Here is a 16,974-nt window from a genome sequence, read left to right on the forward strand (position 1 = left end):
AAAAATGAAGCATATTTCTATTTATGGGATTTTATTCTCAGGGACAGCGCTTGCCTGCTGTTTAGCTCACAGTGCAGAAGATTTTAATTTTCAAAATACACTTACATTAAAAACATTTAACTTTGAAAGACATTATGAGAATGACACTAGTCCCGACACCCATAGCTTGAGTCAAGGCGTGATCTATCGAGGCGACTGGTCAACCAAGCTCAATGCTGTTCAGCTACACCTCAACCCCAGCATTCAATATGCCTATCGCTTAAGTACCGATCAACACACCAATGATACGGTCATACCCTTTGACACCACTACTAAAAAACAAGCGCAGGACTACGTTAAATATGGCTTAGGAGCTGGAGTTGAATATCAAAACTTTCGGATAAATATAGGTGAAATTATTCCCGACTCACCACTTACCCCACAAGTCGACACACATCAATTACGAGTAAACTACAAAGGCTTGGAATTAAAATATAAGACACCGCAACAAAATTTCGAGTTGGGTTTGATTAACCGTTATTCTCCAAAAAATGAGGAGGACTACCACAAACTCGCAATCTCGAAAAATGAATCCGATGGGCTTTACTTTTTCCAATGGGATGGCAAAACACCTAGGTACCATTGGAAATTTTATAATGGTTACTTAACCGACCTGATTAATCAAAGCTACTTTGCTTTTGATTATCAATGGACAAAACAGCACACCACAAATTACGGGTGTTTCGCCACGACGATGTCGGCAAGTCAAAACTTGGTGAATATGACAATACATCTGTGGGCGCCATGCATTTTATCAAATATGGAAACTTTACAACTGGAATTGGCTACCAAGAAAACTTTGGCAAAGATGGCATTCCAAAACTCGACAATATACCCATCCCCCATATGGTGAACTGGACCTTAGGCGCGTTTACCAAAGCAGATGAAAAGTCTTATCATTTCGTTGCTTCGTATGACTTTAAAGACTACATCAAAGGTTTAAAAATTACCTATAAATATATTTATGGTGATTCATTTCAAACCATGAATCAAAATGATTTTGAGCAAGAAAGTGATGTGTTGATTCAATATGACCTGAATGCCTGGGTTAAAAATCTTAAATTTCTTTTCTTAAATATTAACTACGACACTAAACACGGTAAAAGTCTGGATGAACAGCGCATGATGCTTCATTACACGTTTAACTTTTAAATCTTCACCATCCATAATGGTTTTAAATGAAGCTATTATGGATCCAATTAAAAACCAACAAAAAGTACATCCCTAAAATTCAAAATAATCAAAAAATCTTTAAAACTATTTAAAAATATACAAAAACAACAACCATGAAGAACAATATTTTTTAAAAATATACTGCTTGCCAATTGACCAATATTTTTATTTATTATAAATTGGATCCAATAAGTGATAAGGAGTCGTCACAAATGTTTATTAAAAATGCTTGGTATGTAGCCTGCCGCCCAGAAGAAATCCAAGACAAACCGCTAGGTCGCACCATCTGTGGTGAAAAAATTGTTTTTTACCGTGGTAAAGAAAATCAAGTTGCAGCCGTTGAAGATTTTTGCCCCCATCGCGGTGCCCCACTTTCACTTGGCTATGTAGAAGATGGCAACCTCGTGTGTGGTTATCATGGTTTAGTCATGGGCTGTGATGGAAAAACTGTTTCAATGCCAGCCCAACGTACAAATGGTTTTCCTTGCAATAAGGCCTATGCAGTTGTTGAAAAGTTCGGTTTTATTTGGATATGGCCGGGTGAAAAAACATTAGCAGATGAATCAAAACTCCCAACTTTAGAATGGGCAGATCATCCTGAATGGAGCTATGGCGGAGGCCTGTTCCATATTCAATGCGACTATCGCCTCATGGTCGATAACCTTATGGATTTAACCCACGAGACCTATGTTCACTCAAGCAGTATTGGTCAAAAAGAGATTGATGAATCATTGCCAGTGACGAAAGTAGATGGTGACCACGTCATTACCGAGCGTTACATGGAAAATGTGATCGCACCACCATTTTGGCAAATGGCCCTACGCGGCAATCATTTGGCAGATGATGTGCTAGTTGACCGTTGGCAACGTTGTCATTTTTTTGCCCCAAGTAATGTGCATATTGAAGTCGGTGTAGCACATGCTGGACACGGCGGTTATAACGCGCCAAATGACAAAAAAGTTTCTTCAATTGTTGTGGACTTTATTACGCCAGAAACTGAAACCTCACATTGGTATTTCTGGGGAATGGCACGTAACTTCCAGCCAGACAACGTTGAGCTCACCGATCAAATTCGTGAAGGCCAAGGCAAAATCTTTACTGAAGATTTAGAAATGCTTGAGCAACAGCAGCAAAACATTTTGAATAATCCACATCGCAAGTTACTGATGCTCAACATCGACGCAGGTGGTGTACAGTCACGCAAGGTGATTGACCGACTACTTGCCGAAGAAAATAAAACGCCTCCTGAAACATCCGCACAGAAGTTTCCAAACATTCGGATTATTTAAAGGAGCATAAACATGGACGTTATTATTGATAAAATTCACCAGCTCACCCCGACCATTCGTGCCTTTGAATTAGTTGCAACAAATGGTACAGAGCTACCGAGTTTTGAAGCAGGTGCCCATATTGATGTGCATCTTAAAAACGGTCTAACCCGTCAATATTCAATTTCAAACTGTTGTAATGAAAAACATCGTTATGTGATTGGTGTTTTACATGATGCCAACTCACGCGGTGGTTCACGTTGTATTCACACTGAATATCGTGAAGGCGACCATTTAAAAATTGGTGAACCACGTAATTTATTTGAGATTCACCCCCAAACTAAACAAGCTGTTTTATTTGCCGGTGGTATTGGCATTACCCCCATTTTGTCGATGGCATATCGGCTTAAGGCGTCCAATATTCCTTTTGAATTACACTACTTTGTTCGTAGCCATGAAATGATTGCCTTCTATGGCAATTTAACCGAGCACTTTGGTGATCATGTCCATTTTCACATTCAAGACCAACCAGACACCGAATGTAATATGGCAAAGGTTTTAGGCCAAGCTTCACCTGACAAACACCTCTATGTGTGTGGGCCTACAGGATTTATGCAATTTGTGATGAACTCGGCCGAGCAAGCGAATTGGCATAGCGAGCAACTACATCAAGAGCATTTCGTTGCGCAAAAAGTAGATACGTCCAACGATGAAGCTTTTACCATTGAAGTCAAAGGTACGGGGCGCCGAATTGAAGTATTGCCAGAGCAGACTGCAACAGAAGCATTAATTGCAAATGGTTTTGATATACCTGTTTCGTGTGAACAAGGCATTTGCGGTACGTGTATTACGCGTGTTGTAGAAGGCACACCAGATCATCGCGATATGTTTATGACCGAAGATGAACATGCGCTGAACGATCAGTTTACGCCCTGCTGTTCTCGTGCGAAAACCAAAAATCTTGTGATTGAGCTTTAATAGTTAAGTTCCTTTATTCAAAAATAAAGGAACTTTCTCCATTTTAAGTGCTTAAAACACTTTTTAGGGTTTCACCTAAAATTACAACACTACTGTGCTCACGCATTAAGGCTTCTGCGCGCCCTGCCTGACGATGTACCAACGCATCAAAAATCGAACAGTGCTGTAAATGTGCATAGTGCAAACGACGATATTCTGACAAAGCTTGGCTCTCATCATAGGTAATGGCTTGGGCAGAAGCCATCGGCAATTGATTGTTTTTTGCTAGAGCTTGTATGAGCGCTACATTTTGCGCGCCCTCAATAATCGTGTCATGAAAAATGACGTTAAAATGATGATAACGTTCCAGTTCGGTATCGCCGAACTCGTCTTTTTCATTAAAGAGTTTTTCGGTTTCTTGAATGCAATGTTGCAGTGTCTTTTTCTGCTCTTCGCTTAAACCTTGTTCTGCTAGAGTCTTTGCAGCCAATCCTTCAAGCACACCCCGCACTTCAAGCGCATCATGAACCAGCTGTTCTGAAATTTCACGGACGGTGTAGCCACGGGTTGGGTTCTTGATAAGAAGACCTTCTTGTTCAAGCAATCTAAATGCAATACGAACAGGCTGCCTCGAAACTCCAAGTAACTCGGCAGTGGGAATCTCGGCAATTCTTGCGCCACCCTCAAGTTCCCCTGAAATAATCATTTTTCTTAATTTAAGTAAAACTTGTTGTCCTGAAGACATTTGCTGCCACACATCACCAAAAACGTCACTTCGATGCTAGCAAGTTCATTTGCAAAATGAAATAAATTTTCTGTGTGAATCAGTGCTTAAGCATTTCTATAGACTTTAAAAAATTAGATCGCAAACTACATTCGATCAAAGGCCTTTAAGATTATTCACCATAATATCGAGATTATTACGAATTAAATAAGCCAAATTAATATCAATACCTTCAAGCATTTTCTCTTCAACTTTGGATACAACTTCATTGCATTTATTGAGTTTTTCAATACCACTTTCGGTAAGTGTAATTAAAATACGGCGACCATGGGTTGGGTCAGGTTTCTTTTCAATCCAGCCATTAACCAGTAAATCTTGCAAAATTTTATTGGCAGATTGTGGCTTTATGAAAGAGCGTTCAGCAAGCTTGGCATTAGATACGTTACTTTTTGAAGCTAAAACAGAAAGTGCCGTAAATTGCGGCAAAGTAATTTCAAGCTCTTTTAAATGTTCTGTTAAATGTTTACTAATAATTCGGTCAACACGAGCAATCATGTAACTTAACTTAGGCTCATCTTCTATTTTTTTCTGAACTAAATTTGAACGTACCATAACCTTTCATTCATCATAAGAAAATCTGTAGTGAAAGTATGAGGCAATCACCCCATACTTTCGTTAAAACTTAGCGAGCACCTGAGCTTTGTACTAAATGTACAGGCTGTTTAGGTTTTTTGACAAGAAGTAATGCAGAGATCGCTGCAATTAAGATCACTGGAATGCTTGAACCAATCACAATGGTCGAACTTTGTCCAAGTGAAAGTAAAAAACCAGCCATTAAAGGGCCTGCAAAAGAACCAATACGCCCAATTGCAACCGCCGCACCTACTCCGGTTCCACGCATTTCAGTCGGATAATACATTGCGGCTAAACCGTACAATGCCGATTGTCCACCCACAATGAATAAACCACAGCCGACTGCCGAAAGTGCCAGTAAAGCTACAGTTGGAGAAATTGCCAAGCAGCAAAGTGAGAATAAAATACCTAGATAAATCAGCTTAATCACAAAACTCATGCGTATTTTATCAAGCAATACCCCCATTAAGATTGAACCTAAAATTCCACCAACGTTGTAGCCCATTTGCACATAGTTTGCCTGAAGTTTCGATAAGCCTTGCGCCCCCATAAGTAGCGGCAACCAGTTCAACAAGAAATACAGCACCACTAAGGTACAGAAAAAACTCACCCAAAGCTGAATGGTCGACATACGACGTTCTTTGGCAAATAGAACTTCAAAGAATGGTGTGGTTTTTTGCGCTTGAACTTTACGTTGCAGGTAATCATTTGACTCAGGTAAAAAGCGCATGATGAGTGGAATTAACAAAATAGGCGCAATACCACCAATATAGAAAATATGACGCCACTCTGCATCGCCCGCCAATGACATGGCAACCACAGAAGTCAGCAAGCCACCAAAAGGAATGCCGCTATACATGACACTTACCGCTTTGCCCTTGTGCTGGTCAGGTACAGCTTCAGAGGCAAGAGTAATCATCATCGGAAGTGCCCCGCCCATTCCCAAACCAGTACAAAAACGAATGAGCAATAACAAACTAAAGTTGGCAGCATAGGCCGTTAGCAAAGACATAATTCCAAAAAGCAGAATACTAAAAATCAGAATTTTCTTACGCCCAATAATATCTGCAAATCTGCCGCCTAATATGGCACCTGGTAGTGTTCCTAAAATTGCAGCACTAAATGCCCATGCCATCTGGCCATTATCTAACATAAACTCAGCCCGCATTCGTGGAGCGGCTACCCCCATTGATTGAAGATCAAAACCTTCAAAAATTGCGATTGCAAAACAAAGTAGTAACGTAATCTTTGCTCTTGCAGACTGTCCTAATATCTTTTCCATTGTGTTGTCCTTTATTGACTAGTCGTTCCATTTAGCCCTTTGTGTATTGTTGTTTAAACACACCAAAAATATCAGTTAAACTTACTAAAAAATCAACATATTTTTATGTTAAATTATTTATTAAATTAATTTTTATTTATATTACAAATACTTATAAAATAATTATTAAATTTTAGAAAAAAGACTTGAATGTAAGTTTAACTGATATTAAATTAAATCCCAGAACATCACAAAATCATTCAAGGAGTATGAAGATGACTTATGAAAATCGCTGGGAAACCGTAGATGTTAAAGTTGAAGATGGAATTGCCTGGGTTACACTAAACCGCCCAGAAAAGAAAAATGCCATGAGCCCTACACTCAATCGTGAAATGATTGATGTACTTGAAGCCATAGAACTTGATCAAGATGCACGTGTTTTAGTACTAACTGGTGCGGGTGACTCTTGGACAGCTGGCATGGACTTGAAAGAATATTTCCGCGAAGTCGACACTCAACCTGAAATTTATCAAGAACGTATTCGCCGTGACTCATGTCGTTGGCAGTGGCAACTTCTTCGTATGTATTCAAAACCAACCATTGCAATGGTTAACGGCTGGTGTTTCGGAGGCGGTTTCTCACCATTAGTGGCGTGTGATCTTGCGATTGCAGCAGATGAAGCAACTTTCGGTTTATCTGAAATTAACTGGGGTATCCCACCTGGTAACCTTGTAAGTAAAGCAATGGCCGATACTGTGGGCCACCGTGCAGCTTTGTACTACATCATGACGGGTAAAACCTTTAGTGGTAAAGAAGCCGAAACTATGGGACTGGTAAATAAAAGCGTACCACTTGAACAGCTAAAAGCAGAAGTAACTGAGCTTGCAAATTGCCTACTTGAGAAAAACCCTGTAGTGCTTCGTACCGCTAAAAATGGCTTTAAGCGTTGCCGCGAACTCACTTGGGACCAAAACGAAGATTACTTATATGCCAAGTTAGATCAATGTATCCATCGTGATACTGAAAATGGTCGCCAAGAAGGTTTGAAACAATTTTTAGATGAAAAATCAATTAAACCGGGTTTACAGAGCTATAAACGTACTGGTTAACTTTTGATTCTTTAATGGCAATGTAAGGACACAACCCATGCAAAATGTACAGTTACTTATTCACGGTCAATCTGTTGATGCATCAAATCAGGCAACTTTTGAGCGTATTAGCCCAATTGATGGATCGGTGGCAACTAAAGCTGCTGCTGCAACCTTGGAAGATGTTGATCGTGCAGTCGATTCGGCACAACAAGCTTTTAAAGTATGGTCGAAACTCTCGCCTACCGAACGCCGTTTACGTTTGTTAAAAGCAGCCGATTTAATGGACCAAAAGACTGAGCAATTCATTGAAACAGGAATGCAAGAGACAGGTTCAACTGCCACATGGTATGGGTTTAACGTTCACCTTGCTGCAAACATGTTACGTGAAGCAGCAGCAATGACCACACAAATTGACGGCAGCCTCATTCCGTCAGATGTGCCGGGCAATCTTGCGATGGGTGTACGGGTTCCTTGCGGTGTTATTGTGGGCATTGCTCCATGGAATGCCCCTGTCATTTTGGCAACACGTGCGCTTGCTATGCCTTTGGCTTGTGGTAACACGGTAGTGTTAAAAGCCTCGGAAGCCTGCCCAGCAACACATCGTCTAATTGGTGAAGTGTTACACGAAGCAGGTCTAGGTGAAGGTGTGGTAAATGTGATTACGCATGCTGCTGAAGATGCACCACAAATTGTTGAACGTTTAGTGTCTCATCCAGCCGTAAAACGCATTAATTTTACGGGTTCAACCAAAGTCGGAAAAATTATTGCAGAGACTGCTGCTAAATATTTAAAACCTGTTTTACTCGAACTTGGTGGCAAAGCCCCTGTCGTGGTTTTAAATGAAGTTGATATTAATGAAGCCGTAAATGCCGTCGCTTTTGGAGCATTTTTTAATCAGGGTCAAATTTGTATGTCGACCGAACGTGTTTTGGTTCAAGACAATATTGCCGACCAGTTTATTGAAAAACTGATTGAGAAAACCCGCTCTATTCAGGCGGGTAACCCAACCTCGAAAGAAAATGCGCTCGGTGTTTTAGAAAGTCGACGCGCTGCAAACCGCATTCGGCATTTGCTGGAAGATGCTCAAAACAAAGGTGCTGACTTACCTTTAGGCATTCATATTGAAGACACCACCATGCAACCGACGCTGGTGCTCAATATTAAACCTGACATGTTACTTTACCGCGAAGAATCGTTTGGGCCTGTCTGCACAGTTCAACGTTTTTCAAGCGTTGAAGAAGGTGTAGCACTGGCAAATGACAGCGAATTCGGTCTTTCTTCAGCAGTGTTTAGCCAGAATATTTCGCAGGCATTAGAAGTCGCTAAACAGATTGATTCGGGTATTTGTCACATTAACGGTGCAACCGTACATGACGAAGCTCAAATGCCATTTGGTGGTACAAAATCGAGCGGTTATGGACGTTTTGGTAGTAAAGCCTCTATTGGTGAATTTACCGATTTACGCTGGATCACCATTCAAACTCAATCGCGTCATTACCCGATTTAGTCGGCTAATGTAGACAACGACATATTAAATAAAAATTGCATGATGCAAAAAGATAAAGCGCAGTGATGCGCTTTCCATGGAGTGAAAGAAATGCAAATGAATGCCACTCAATCACAAGACCGCGAACGGTTCGTAAAATTAGGGCAACATGATATTCATTATCACCATAAAGATGACACGCTCTATATCAGCCCAAAAGAGCAATTAAAACCGTATCCACAAAAACTGACAGATCGGTTAATTCATTTTGCACAGACCAAACCTGACCATATTTTTGCAGCCAAACGCAATGCTCAAGGTGAGTGGGTTAAACTGAGTTATGCAGAAGTTTTACAACGCGCATGGCATATTGCTCAGGCTTTACATGAACGTAACTTAAGCCAAGAAAGACCACTCATCATTTTAAGTGGTAATGATCTTGAACATTTAACACTCTCTATGGGGGCTATGCTGGCAGGTGTGCCTTTTTCAGCAATTTCACCAGCCTACTCTCTTATTTCTCAAGATTTTGGCAAACTCAAACATGTGTTTGAAGTGCTCACCCCAGGCATGGTCTATGCCAGCGATGGTCAGACCTTTGCCAAAGGGATTCAAGCATGTATTACATCAGACATTGAAGTGGTGACCAACAAAGGTCTTGTAGGCAATCAGATCTGCACGTCTTTTCAGTCACTGTTAGATACGCCTGTTTCAAATGTTCAAGAGTTTTACCAAACCCTTGATGAAAACCAAATTGCCAAATTCTTGTTTACATCAGGTTCAACCAAACTACCTAAAGCTGTGCCGACCACACATTTAATGTTGTGTGTTAATCAGCAAATGTTGTTGCAGACTTTCCCTGAGTTTGAAGAAACACCACCTGTTCTACTCGACTGGCTGTCTTGGCACCACACATTTGGCGGCAGTCATAATGTCGGCATCGCGCTCTATAATGGCGGTACGATTTACATTGATGATGGCAAACCCGTTGCAGGAAAATTTGACGAAACCATTCGTAATCTCAAAGAAATTTCTCCAACAGTTTATTTAAATGTGCCAAAAGGTTGGGAAGAACTGACCGAAGCTTTAGAACAAGATGAAGAGTTAAGAGACCGCTTTTTTGCCAAAGTAAAAATTTTATTCTTTGCAGGTGCAGCGCTTTCAGAAGCTGGCTGGAACAGACTTGATAAAATTGCTCAGCAACATTGCGGAGAAAAAATTCGCATTATGAGCGGATTGGGCATGACTGAAACTGCACCATCTTGTGCTTTTACCACTGGCCCACGCGTGATGGCTGGCTTTATTGGTTACCCTGCACCAGGGTGTGAAATCAAACTGGTTCCATGTGGCGACAAACTTGAATTTTGTGTTCGTGGTAAACATGTCATGAAAGGCTATTGGCGCTTAAAAGCAGACCAGCAAAGCACTGTGTTTGATGATGAAGGCTTTTTCCACACAGGTGATGCTGTTCGTTTGGTCGATATCAATGATCCGACTAAAGGGCTGATGTATGACGGTCGAATTGCCGAAGACTTTAAACTCAATACAGGCACTTTCGTCAATGTCGGCACGATTCGCAACAAAGTGCTCATTCAAGGTAATTTACTCGTTCAAGATGTCTGTATTACAGGTTCAAACCTGAATGCTGTTGGCTTTCTGATTTTTCCAAAATTAGAAGCTTGTGCTCAATACGCAGGCCTTAAGCTTGGCGAGCATTCTGCAACAGAGATATTACAGCACCCTAAAGTCCAGCAATGGTTCCGTCAATTTTTAACGACATTTAATAAAGATGCGACTGGCAGTTCAAATACAGTCTCAATGCTTTATTTAATGACCGAACCACCTCAACTCGATGCAGGCGAAGTGACCGATAAAGGTAACCTCAATCAAAGCAATATTACTAAACGTCGTGCTGCTTTAATTGATGAACTTTATCAAAAGCAGGCCGAAAACCCACTCATTATCCGAGTGCCCACCTTAAAGCAATAAGCAATTGAATTAAAAAAGGAAGCTCAAACTTCGGTTTGGGCCTTAGCCTCACTTTTGCCTAAAAAAAGGTTCAACATGCCACACGATACAGAATTTGAACTATTTCGGGACAGTTACCGCAGGTTCTTAAAAGAACAGGTTGCTCCGTATTATGAACAGTGGGAACACGATGGCCTGATCCCACGTGATCTATGGCTACGTCTTGGGGAAAATGGCTTTTTGTGCGTAGATGTGCCTGAAGAATATGGCGGCTATGGCGCTCCTGTTCATTACTCTCTCATGCTGGTTCAAGAAACTGCTCAAGCTGGCTTTGCATCTTTAGCTGTTGCCATTGGGGGACAAAATGAGCTTGTTTCCCCTTACTTGCAAAATATTGGAACTGAAGAGCAAAAACTCTATTGGTTACCCAAAATGGTGACAGGTGAAGTGGTCACTGCAATTGCCATGACCGAAGCCAATGCTGGTTCAGACTTACAGGCCATACGCACTCAAGCCATTTTAGAAAATGACCACTATCGTGTGAATGGTTCAAAAACATTTATCTCAAATGGATTACATGCCGACCTGATCGTTTTGGTAGCGAAAACTGATCCTCCAGCTAAAGCAAAAGGTATTTCGATTTTTTTAGTTGATGCTGCTTTAGACGGCGTTAAAAAAGGTCGTTCCTTACAAAAAATTGGGCTACACGCCCAAGATACTGCCGAACTATTTTTTGATGATGTTTGTGTGCCTGCAACTCAGCGTTTAGGTGAAGAAGGACAAGGCTTTGCCTATTTAATGCAAGAGTTACCTCGCGAACGCTTGAGCATTTCAATGATGGCTTTGGGGTCAATTTTAGGAGCCATCGAACTGACCAAAGACTATGTGATGGAGCGTAAAGCTTTCGGGCAACCCTTAAGCCAAATGCAAAACACGCGGTTTGTACTCGCAAATGCACAAATCAAAGCAAAAGCTGCCCAAGCTTTTGTAGACCAATGTGCAGCGCTGTATCAACAACACCAGTTAAGTGTGACTCAGGTTGCCGCATTGAAATGCTTTATCACCGATGTCCAATGTGAAGTGATTGATCAATTACTTCAGCTTTTTGGTGGCTACGGTTACATGCAGGAATATCCGATTTCACGCTTTTTTGTGGATGCGCGGGTACAAAAAATTTATGGGGGAACCAATGAAATTATGAAAGAAATCGTTGCCCGAGAACTGCTCGGAAAATAATTCGATTTAAAAACCGGACAAGGCAGACACAACAACTATGCCTTGTTGAAAACAAGAAATGATATTTCAGGAAGAAATGCTATGTCGAAATTATGGATGTACTCTACCCTTATGCTCTCAGGATCAGTCTGTGCGGGCAGTTTTATTGACAACAGTTCAGTAGAACTCACCACACGAAATTTCTATTTTGACCGTGACTACCAAGAGCAATCTGCTTACCCCGCCGCCAAGGACTGGACACAAGGGTTTATTCTTAAAGCCAATTCAGGTTATACCGAAGGGACTGTCGGTTTTGGGCTGGATATACTTGCAACGGCGGGTTTTAAACTCGATGCCGACGCAGAGCATGGCGGTACAGGAAACTTACCTAGAGACACGCGCACCAATGAACCTGCTGACTCTTATGGCGAAATTGGGGTCACAGCAAAAGCTAAAATGAGCCAGACCGAGCTACGTATTGGTACGCTAATGCCGATGAATCCTGTTTTAGTAGCTTCACCTGCTCGCTTGTTACCTCAAACTTATCGAGGAATTTCACTGACCAGCAAAGATATTAAAGACTTTGACTTACAAGCAGCCTATCTCGATAAAGTGAATCATCGTGATTCGACCAACTATGAAAAAATTAAAATTTCAGGCGTAAATGGGCGATTTAAAGGTGCCGAAACTGACGGGCTCTATTATTTAGGTGGAAACTATCAGCTTGATCCAGCAATCAAGCTCACCGCTTTTTATATGGATGTTGATGATCTTTATAACCAAACCATGGTTGGTGCCTTACATCAACATAAAATTAATGACACTACTAATCTTAGCTCGCAATTACGCTACTACCGCAGCCGCGATGACGGTCAATCAAAAGCAGGTTTAGTCGATAATGATCTTTATCATGCGCATTTCGAACTCAAACATCAAAACCATAAGTTTATTTTTGGTACCTTCCAACATCACGGCGATACTGCATTTCCGTATTTGACTGGAGGTGAAACCGGACTTCTCATTGATACATGGCCGGGTGAGTTTTTAAATCCAAAAGAGAAAGCCTACAGCTTCCGCTATGAATATGACTTTAAAGATTATGTTCCGGGTTTACGTTTCATGACCCGTTACACCACAGGTCACAATATTTATGCACCCAACTTAGGTGGAACCAATCTAAAAGAACGCGAAACAGACTTTGATTTAGGCTACACCGTTCAAAGTGGCTGGTTAAAAAATTTAGGGCTCCGCGCGCGCTATGCAATCTATGACAACAACATGCTCTCCACTGCCAACATCAAACCTGTAAACGAAACCCGTATCAACATCGATTACACATGGAAATTTAAATAATTCAAAACAAGAGGTTCTGTCATAAATAGAACCTCTTTTTATTTCGGGACATTCATCATGAAGAAAGTTGTAACGCTACTCTGCGGATTTAGTTTCATTGCCCTGACTCATGCCGAAACGCTATATAGTCCACCACCTATTCAGCTTGAGTCTTTAGCGAAATTTAGTGTGGATCTGAATGCGCCTGTTTGGGAATTAGGCACCACCAGTGACGCAGGTAAACGCCGAATTATTCCCATTACAGGTGGAACATTTGAAGGAAAATCGCTTAAAGGCCGCATTTTAAATAATGGTGCAGATTGGCAAACTGTCGACAGTAAAGGACTGGCAATTATTGATACGCGATATTTGTTAGAAACCGATGACGGTGCACTCATTTATCTTCAAACCAAAGGTTACCGACATGGCTCGGCAGAAACGCTAAAACAGCTCGCCCAAGGCAAAGATGTCGACCCCAAGAACTACTATTTCAAAATTACCATGCAGTTTGAAACCAGTTCACCTAAATATGCGTGGCTCAATCAAACCGTTGCGGTAGGCAGTGCAATGCGTTTGGGCAAAGCGGTTATTTATGATGCCTATACCCTGAAATAATAATTTTTATAACACTTACAAAAAGATGGACCCTTCATTATGGATCAAAAAACTTTAGAACACTTACCGCCAATTCATCACCATTTAGGCGGTCACAATATTCATTGGAATGAAAAAAACACTGAACTCACCATCTACTACACGGCCCTAGAAAGCTTTACCAACCCACGCGGTACGGTTGAAGGCGGCATGATTTGCGCGATGCTTGACGATGTGATGGGACTCTTTGCGTTTCTGGCAAATGACCGTAAACCAGCAACCACCATTAATTTAACCATGGACTTTTTAAGGCCCTGTGCTGTGGGCGAAGTCATTACAAAATGCCGCTTTATTAAACAAGGTAAAACCGTACTGAATCTTGAAAGTGAAGCTTGGCAAAACAACAAAATGATTGCACGAAGCACAGCTAATTTTCTGGTTTTAGATTAAATCCACCAACCTTCATAAAATAAGGATATTTATAAATGAATGAAAACAAAAAGCGTCTTTGGACACAATCCACCGTATTGCTTGCGATTGCGGCAGTATTGACTGGTTGTGGTAATGACAATGACAGTACAACCTCATTACCTCAAACACCTCCACAACTTACTCCTGCGGTTGGTGCAAAATTAAATGGAAGCTGTTCAGATCTGACCGGATTTCAATATAACAATACTGTAATTAGCTCATCCACGCTTCAAGAGGCGGGTACATTGACTGTAGCCAACAAGCCGATTGGTGCGCATTGTTTAGTTAAAGGTTATATGAACCAACGTGTAAGCCCTGTCGATGGACAAACCTATCAAATTGGTTTTGAAATGCGCTTACCCGTTAACTGGAATGGTCGTTTTCTCTATCAAGGCAATGGCGGAACCGATGGCAATCTAGTGCCTGCAACAGGTCAGGTTGGCAGTGGTGGTCCGCTCACCAATGCCCTACATGACGGTTTTGCTGTCATTTCTTCCGATGCTGGACATAACGCTTCACAAAACCCCATGTTTGGTTTAGACCCTCAAGCCAGAGTTGACTATGGATATGGTGCTATTACCAAACTCACGCCTATGGCAAAAAACCTGATCAAAACGGCCTATGGTAAATTGCCTGATCGCTCCTATGCCGGTGGTACATCTAATGGTGGTCGCCACGCCATGATTGCAGCAACCCGTTTGGGCGACCAATATGATGGAATTTTAGCAAGCACACCGGGTTTCCATTTGCCTCGAGCAGCCGCAGCACAACTTTATACAGCACAACAGCTTCGTCGTGTCGCAACAGATGAAAATGACTTAAGTACCGCCCTTACCCTTCCAGAACGTAAAGTATTAGCAAAAGCGATTTTAGATCGATGCGATGCCTTAGATGGTGTTGCAGATGGACTCGTTCAAGATGTTGAGGCTTGCCGTACTGCTTTTAATATTCACCAACATGTACCTGTTTGCTCAAGTACAAGAGATGGCACCTGCCTAAGTACCGAACAAATTGATGTGCTAGCCAACATTTACCGTGGCCCTGTAAACTCTGCTGGACAAGCTCTGTATGCAACCCAGCCTTTCGACCCAGGTTTAGTCGGCAGTAACTGGGCAAGCTGGAAATTTGAATCTTCGGTTGGAACAGCGCGTGACCCTGTTGCAGTCGGCATTCTTTTTCAGGTTCCGCCAGATCCAACTGTAGTTCAAAACTCTAGACAATTTGCCTTTAATTATAATTTTGATACTGATTATCTAAAACTATCGGCAACCAACGAGCTGTACACCGAAAGCTCCATGTCTTTTATGATGCCGCCCGATGAACTTAATCTGGATAAACTGCGCAACCACGGTGGAAAAATGATTGTGGTACAAGGCACAGCTGACGGTGTTTTCTCTGTCGATGACACCCAAAATTGGTATGATCAACTACTCCAACACTATAAAAATGATGCAAAAGGTACAGCGCCTGAATTTGCACGTTTCTTTAGAGTTCCGGGCATGAACCATACCCGTGATGGTATTGCGACCGACCAGTTTGATGCATTGACTGCTTTAGTTAACTGGGTCGAATATGGGCAAGCACCTGACAAAATCATTGCAACTGCACGCGGCGCAGGTAACCCAAGTGGTCAAGTGAATACTGAACTTCCGCAAAACTGGGCGCCAGACCGTACCCGCCCACTTTGCCCTTACCCACTGATTGCCCGTTACAATGGTCAAGGTGATAGCGAAAAAGCTGAAAACTTTAGCTGTAAATAACAACCCTATCAAATTAAAAGAGAGCTTCTATAAGCTCTCTTTTTATCTTACTCTGCCTAATCTTAGCTCAAGCTTTACTGCTTAAACTTTTTAATACTTTTAGACAGATGAGCACGCATCATTTGTCGAGCCAATAAACCATCTTGATCAACAATCGCGTTATAAATATTGACATGATCATGATGAACCGCTTTTAAATATTCTTCACGGTTTTCTGGACTTTGCTCAATAGATTTAAGTCGTGCACGCGGAATAATCTTTTCGCCAAGGTACTTTAAAAAATCAACGAAATATTGGTTTTCAGAAGCTTCGGCAATGGCAATATGAAAATCATAATCCGCTTTTACCGTACCATCATTTGCATCTGATGAAATATGACGTTCAAAGTCTTCAAGCGCAGCTTTCATTTTATCGATGTGGATTTGTTTACGACGCTCTGATGCTAAAAAGACTGCTTCAGACTCAAGGCTAATCCTAAGCTCCAGTAAAGAGACAATATCGTTAATGGTTTCTAGACTGGCATTAGATAGTAAAAAATTCTGCTCAATGGTTTGCTCTTTTACAAAAGTACCAATCCCGTGACGAGTTTCAACAAAGCCCAGAGAACGCAATTCAGTAATTGCTTCACGAATGACAGAGCGGCTAACTTCAAAGGTTTCAATTAATTCTAATTCTGTTGGAATTTTCTCTCCAACCTGAAAATCTCCAGACTGAATTTTCTCGATCAGTTGTTCTACAATAATCTGGCTTAGTTTTTTTGTTGATCTAGGTTTAATTGCACTAGACATAATCTGAAGAACTCATGAGATGTTGAAAAAATTAGGAAATTCATTTTACTATAATCTTACACGATAGTCATATTCGCTTTTCACCGTCCTAAGTTCTTAAAATTAAATTGTTTTATATGGTTCATTAATCTCACGCATATATTTTAAAAAGTGAGTAACTTGTGCTTATTTAGACAGTTACATCAAACTAAATGGCTTAAATAATATGCAGCTC

Annotated in this window: 14 protein-coding genes and 1 pseudogene; 11 read left to right on the forward strand and 4 right to left on the reverse strand. The window is 41.2% G+C overall.

All coding sequences use genetic code 11. The features are described 5' to 3' along the window. Window positions 1-4 precede the first annotated feature (4 nt). From AC2117_RS12855 to AC2117_RS12865, 3 genes and pseudogenes are all read left to right on the forward strand, one after another. Window positions 5-1,191: pseudogene (locus tag AC2117_RS12855) on the forward strand (OprD family outer membrane porin). A gap of 233 nt (window positions 1,192-1,424) precedes the next feature. Beyond that, window positions 1,425-2,501, forward strand: coding sequence for an aromatic ring-hydroxylating oxygenase subunit alpha (locus AC2117_RS12860; RefSeq protein WP_133974591.1), 1,077 nt, complete (start codon window positions 1,425-1,427; stop codon window positions 2,499-2,501). A 12-nt stretch (window positions 2,502-2,513) separates the two neighbouring features. Then, a complete protein-coding gene (locus tag AC2117_RS12865) occupies window positions 2,514-3,458 on the forward strand; it encodes a PDR/VanB family oxidoreductase (protein WP_133974593.1) in 945 nt (314 codons plus the stop codon). Window positions 3,459-3,501: 43 nt separating this feature from the next. Here the strand turns inward: AC2117_RS12865 and AC2117_RS12870 are convergent, their stop codons facing one another. The 3 genes from AC2117_RS12870 to mhpT all read right to left on the reverse strand — a co-directional run bounded on the left by AC2117_RS12870 (window position 3,502) and on the right by mhpT (window position 6,076). After that, window positions 3,502-4,194 (reverse strand): GntR family transcriptional regulator, encoded by a 693-nt coding sequence (locus tag AC2117_RS12870; protein WP_133974595.1) that lies wholly within the window; start codon window positions 4,192-4,194, stop codon window positions 3,502-3,504. A gap of 123 nt (window positions 4,195-4,317) precedes the next feature. After that, the gene (locus AC2117_RS12875; protein ID WP_133974596.1) at window positions 4,318-4,773 is read right to left on the reverse strand and encodes a MarR family winged helix-turn-helix transcriptional regulator; all 456 of its coding nucleotides are present in this window, start codon (window positions 4,771-4,773) and stop codon (window positions 4,318-4,320) included. A 70-nt stretch (window positions 4,774-4,843) separates the two neighbouring features. Next, window positions 4,844-6,076 carry a 3-(3-hydroxy-phenyl)propionate transporter MhpT gene (gene mhpT, locus AC2117_RS12880; RefSeq protein WP_009387729.1) on the reverse strand — a complete coding sequence of 411 codons (1,233 nt, stop codon included), beginning with the start codon at window positions 6,074-6,076 and terminating at the stop codon, window positions 4,844-4,846. A 248-nt stretch (window positions 6,077-6,324) separates the two neighbouring features. Between mhpT and AC2117_RS12885 the strand changes: the two genes are divergently transcribed. The 8 genes from AC2117_RS12885 (at window position 6,325) to AC2117_RS12920 (ending at window position 15,972) form a co-directional block, all read left to right on the forward strand. After that, window positions 6,325-7,164, forward strand: coding sequence for a p-hydroxycinnamoyl CoA hydratase/lyase (locus AC2117_RS12885; protein ID WP_171061955.1), 840 nt, complete (start codon window positions 6,325-6,327; stop codon window positions 7,162-7,164). Window positions 7,165-7,201: 37 nt separating this feature from the next. After that, window positions 7,202-8,653, forward strand: a complete 1,452-nt coding sequence (locus AC2117_RS12890) for an aldehyde dehydrogenase (RefSeq protein WP_133974598.1) — start codon at window positions 7,202-7,204, stop codon at window positions 8,651-8,653. Window positions 8,654-8,734: 81 nt separating this feature from the next. Next, a complete protein-coding gene (locus tag AC2117_RS12895; protein WP_171459069.1) occupies window positions 8,735-10,621 on the forward strand; it encodes a feruloyl-CoA synthase in 1,887 nt (628 codons plus the stop codon). Window positions 10,622-10,696: 75 nt separating this feature from the next. Next, window positions 10,697-11,836 carry an acyl-CoA dehydrogenase family protein gene (locus tag AC2117_RS12900; RefSeq protein ID WP_133974602.1) on the forward strand — a complete coding sequence of 380 codons (1,140 nt, stop codon included), beginning with the start codon at window positions 10,697-10,699 and terminating at the stop codon, window positions 11,834-11,836. An 81-nt stretch (window positions 11,837-11,917) separates the two neighbouring features. Beyond that, window positions 11,918-13,168 carry an OprD family porin gene (locus AC2117_RS12905; protein WP_197730917.1) on the forward strand — a complete coding sequence of 417 codons (1,251 nt, stop codon included), beginning with the start codon at window positions 11,918-11,920 and terminating at the stop codon, window positions 13,166-13,168. A 57-nt stretch (window positions 13,169-13,225) separates the two neighbouring features. After that, window positions 13,226-13,762: a DUF3237 domain-containing protein gene (locus tag AC2117_RS12910; protein WP_133974604.1), complete on the forward strand. Its 537-nt coding sequence runs from the start codon at window positions 13,226-13,228 to the stop codon at window positions 13,760-13,762. Window positions 13,763-13,801: 39 nt separating this feature from the next. After that, window positions 13,802-14,191 (forward strand): PaaI family thioesterase, encoded by a 390-nt coding sequence (locus AC2117_RS12915; protein WP_042897828.1) that lies wholly within the window; start codon window positions 13,802-13,804, stop codon window positions 14,189-14,191. Window positions 14,192-14,226: 35 nt separating this feature from the next. Next, window positions 14,227-15,972, forward strand: a complete 1,746-nt coding sequence (locus AC2117_RS12920) for a tannase/feruloyl esterase family alpha/beta hydrolase (protein WP_133974606.1) — start codon at window positions 14,227-14,229, stop codon at window positions 15,970-15,972. Between the two features lie 74 nt (window positions 15,973-16,046). Here AC2117_RS12920 and AC2117_RS12925 read toward each other — a convergent pair whose 3' ends face one another. Beyond that, the gene (locus AC2117_RS12925) at window positions 16,047-16,760 is read right to left on the reverse strand and encodes a FadR/GntR family transcriptional regulator (RefSeq protein WP_009387748.1); all 714 of its coding nucleotides are present in this window, start codon (window positions 16,758-16,760) and stop codon (window positions 16,047-16,049) included. Window positions 16,761-16,974: the final 214 nt, after the last annotated feature.

The sequence above is a fragment of the Acinetobacter calcoaceticus genome (assembly GCF_900520355.1).
GTDB classification, from domain to species: Bacteria; Pseudomonadota; Gammaproteobacteria; order Pseudomonadales; family Moraxellaceae; genus Acinetobacter; species Acinetobacter calcoaceticus_C.

Bases quoted from the DNA above. Each gene is read 5' to 3' on its own strand.
- AC2117_RS12860 (WP_133974591.1), top strand. From the start codon at position 1,425: ATGTTTATTAAAAATGCTTGGTATGTAGCCTGCCGCCCAGAAGAAATC.
- AC2117_RS12865 (WP_133974593.1), top strand. From the start codon at position 2,514: ATGGACGTTATTATTGATAAAATTCACCAGCTCACCCCGACCATTCGT.
- AC2117_RS12875 (WP_133974596.1), bottom strand. From the start codon at position 4,773: ATGGTACGTTCAAATTTAGTTCAGAAAAAAATAGAAGATGAGCCTAAG.
- mhpT (WP_009387729.1), bottom strand. From the start codon at position 6,076: ATGGAAAAGATATTAGGACAGTCTGCAAGAGCAAAGATTACGTTACTA.
- AC2117_RS12885 (WP_171061955.1), top strand. From the start codon at position 6,325: ATGAAGATGACTTATGAAAATCGCTGGGAAACCGTAGATGTTAAAGTT.
- AC2117_RS12890 (WP_133974598.1), top strand. From the start codon at position 7,202: ATGCAAAATGTACAGTTACTTATTCACGGTCAATCTGTTGATGCATCA.
- AC2117_RS12900 (WP_133974602.1), top strand. From the start codon at position 10,697: ATGCCACACGATACAGAATTTGAACTATTTCGGGACAGTTACCGCAGG.
- AC2117_RS12905 (WP_197730917.1), top strand. From the start codon at position 11,918: ATGTCGAAATTATGGATGTACTCTACCCTTATGCTCTCAGGATCAGTC.
- AC2117_RS12910 (WP_133974604.1), top strand. From the start codon at position 13,226: ATGAAGAAAGTTGTAACGCTACTCTGCGGATTTAGTTTCATTGCCCTG.
- AC2117_RS12915 (WP_042897828.1), top strand. From the start codon at position 13,802: ATGGATCAAAAAACTTTAGAACACTTACCGCCAATTCATCACCATTTA.
- AC2117_RS12920 (WP_133974606.1), top strand. From the start codon at position 14,227: ATGAATGAAAACAAAAAGCGTCTTTGGACACAATCCACCGTATTGCTT.
- AC2117_RS12925 (WP_009387748.1), bottom strand. From the start codon at position 16,760: ATGTCTAGTGCAATTAAACCTAGATCAACAAAAAAACTAAGCCAGATT.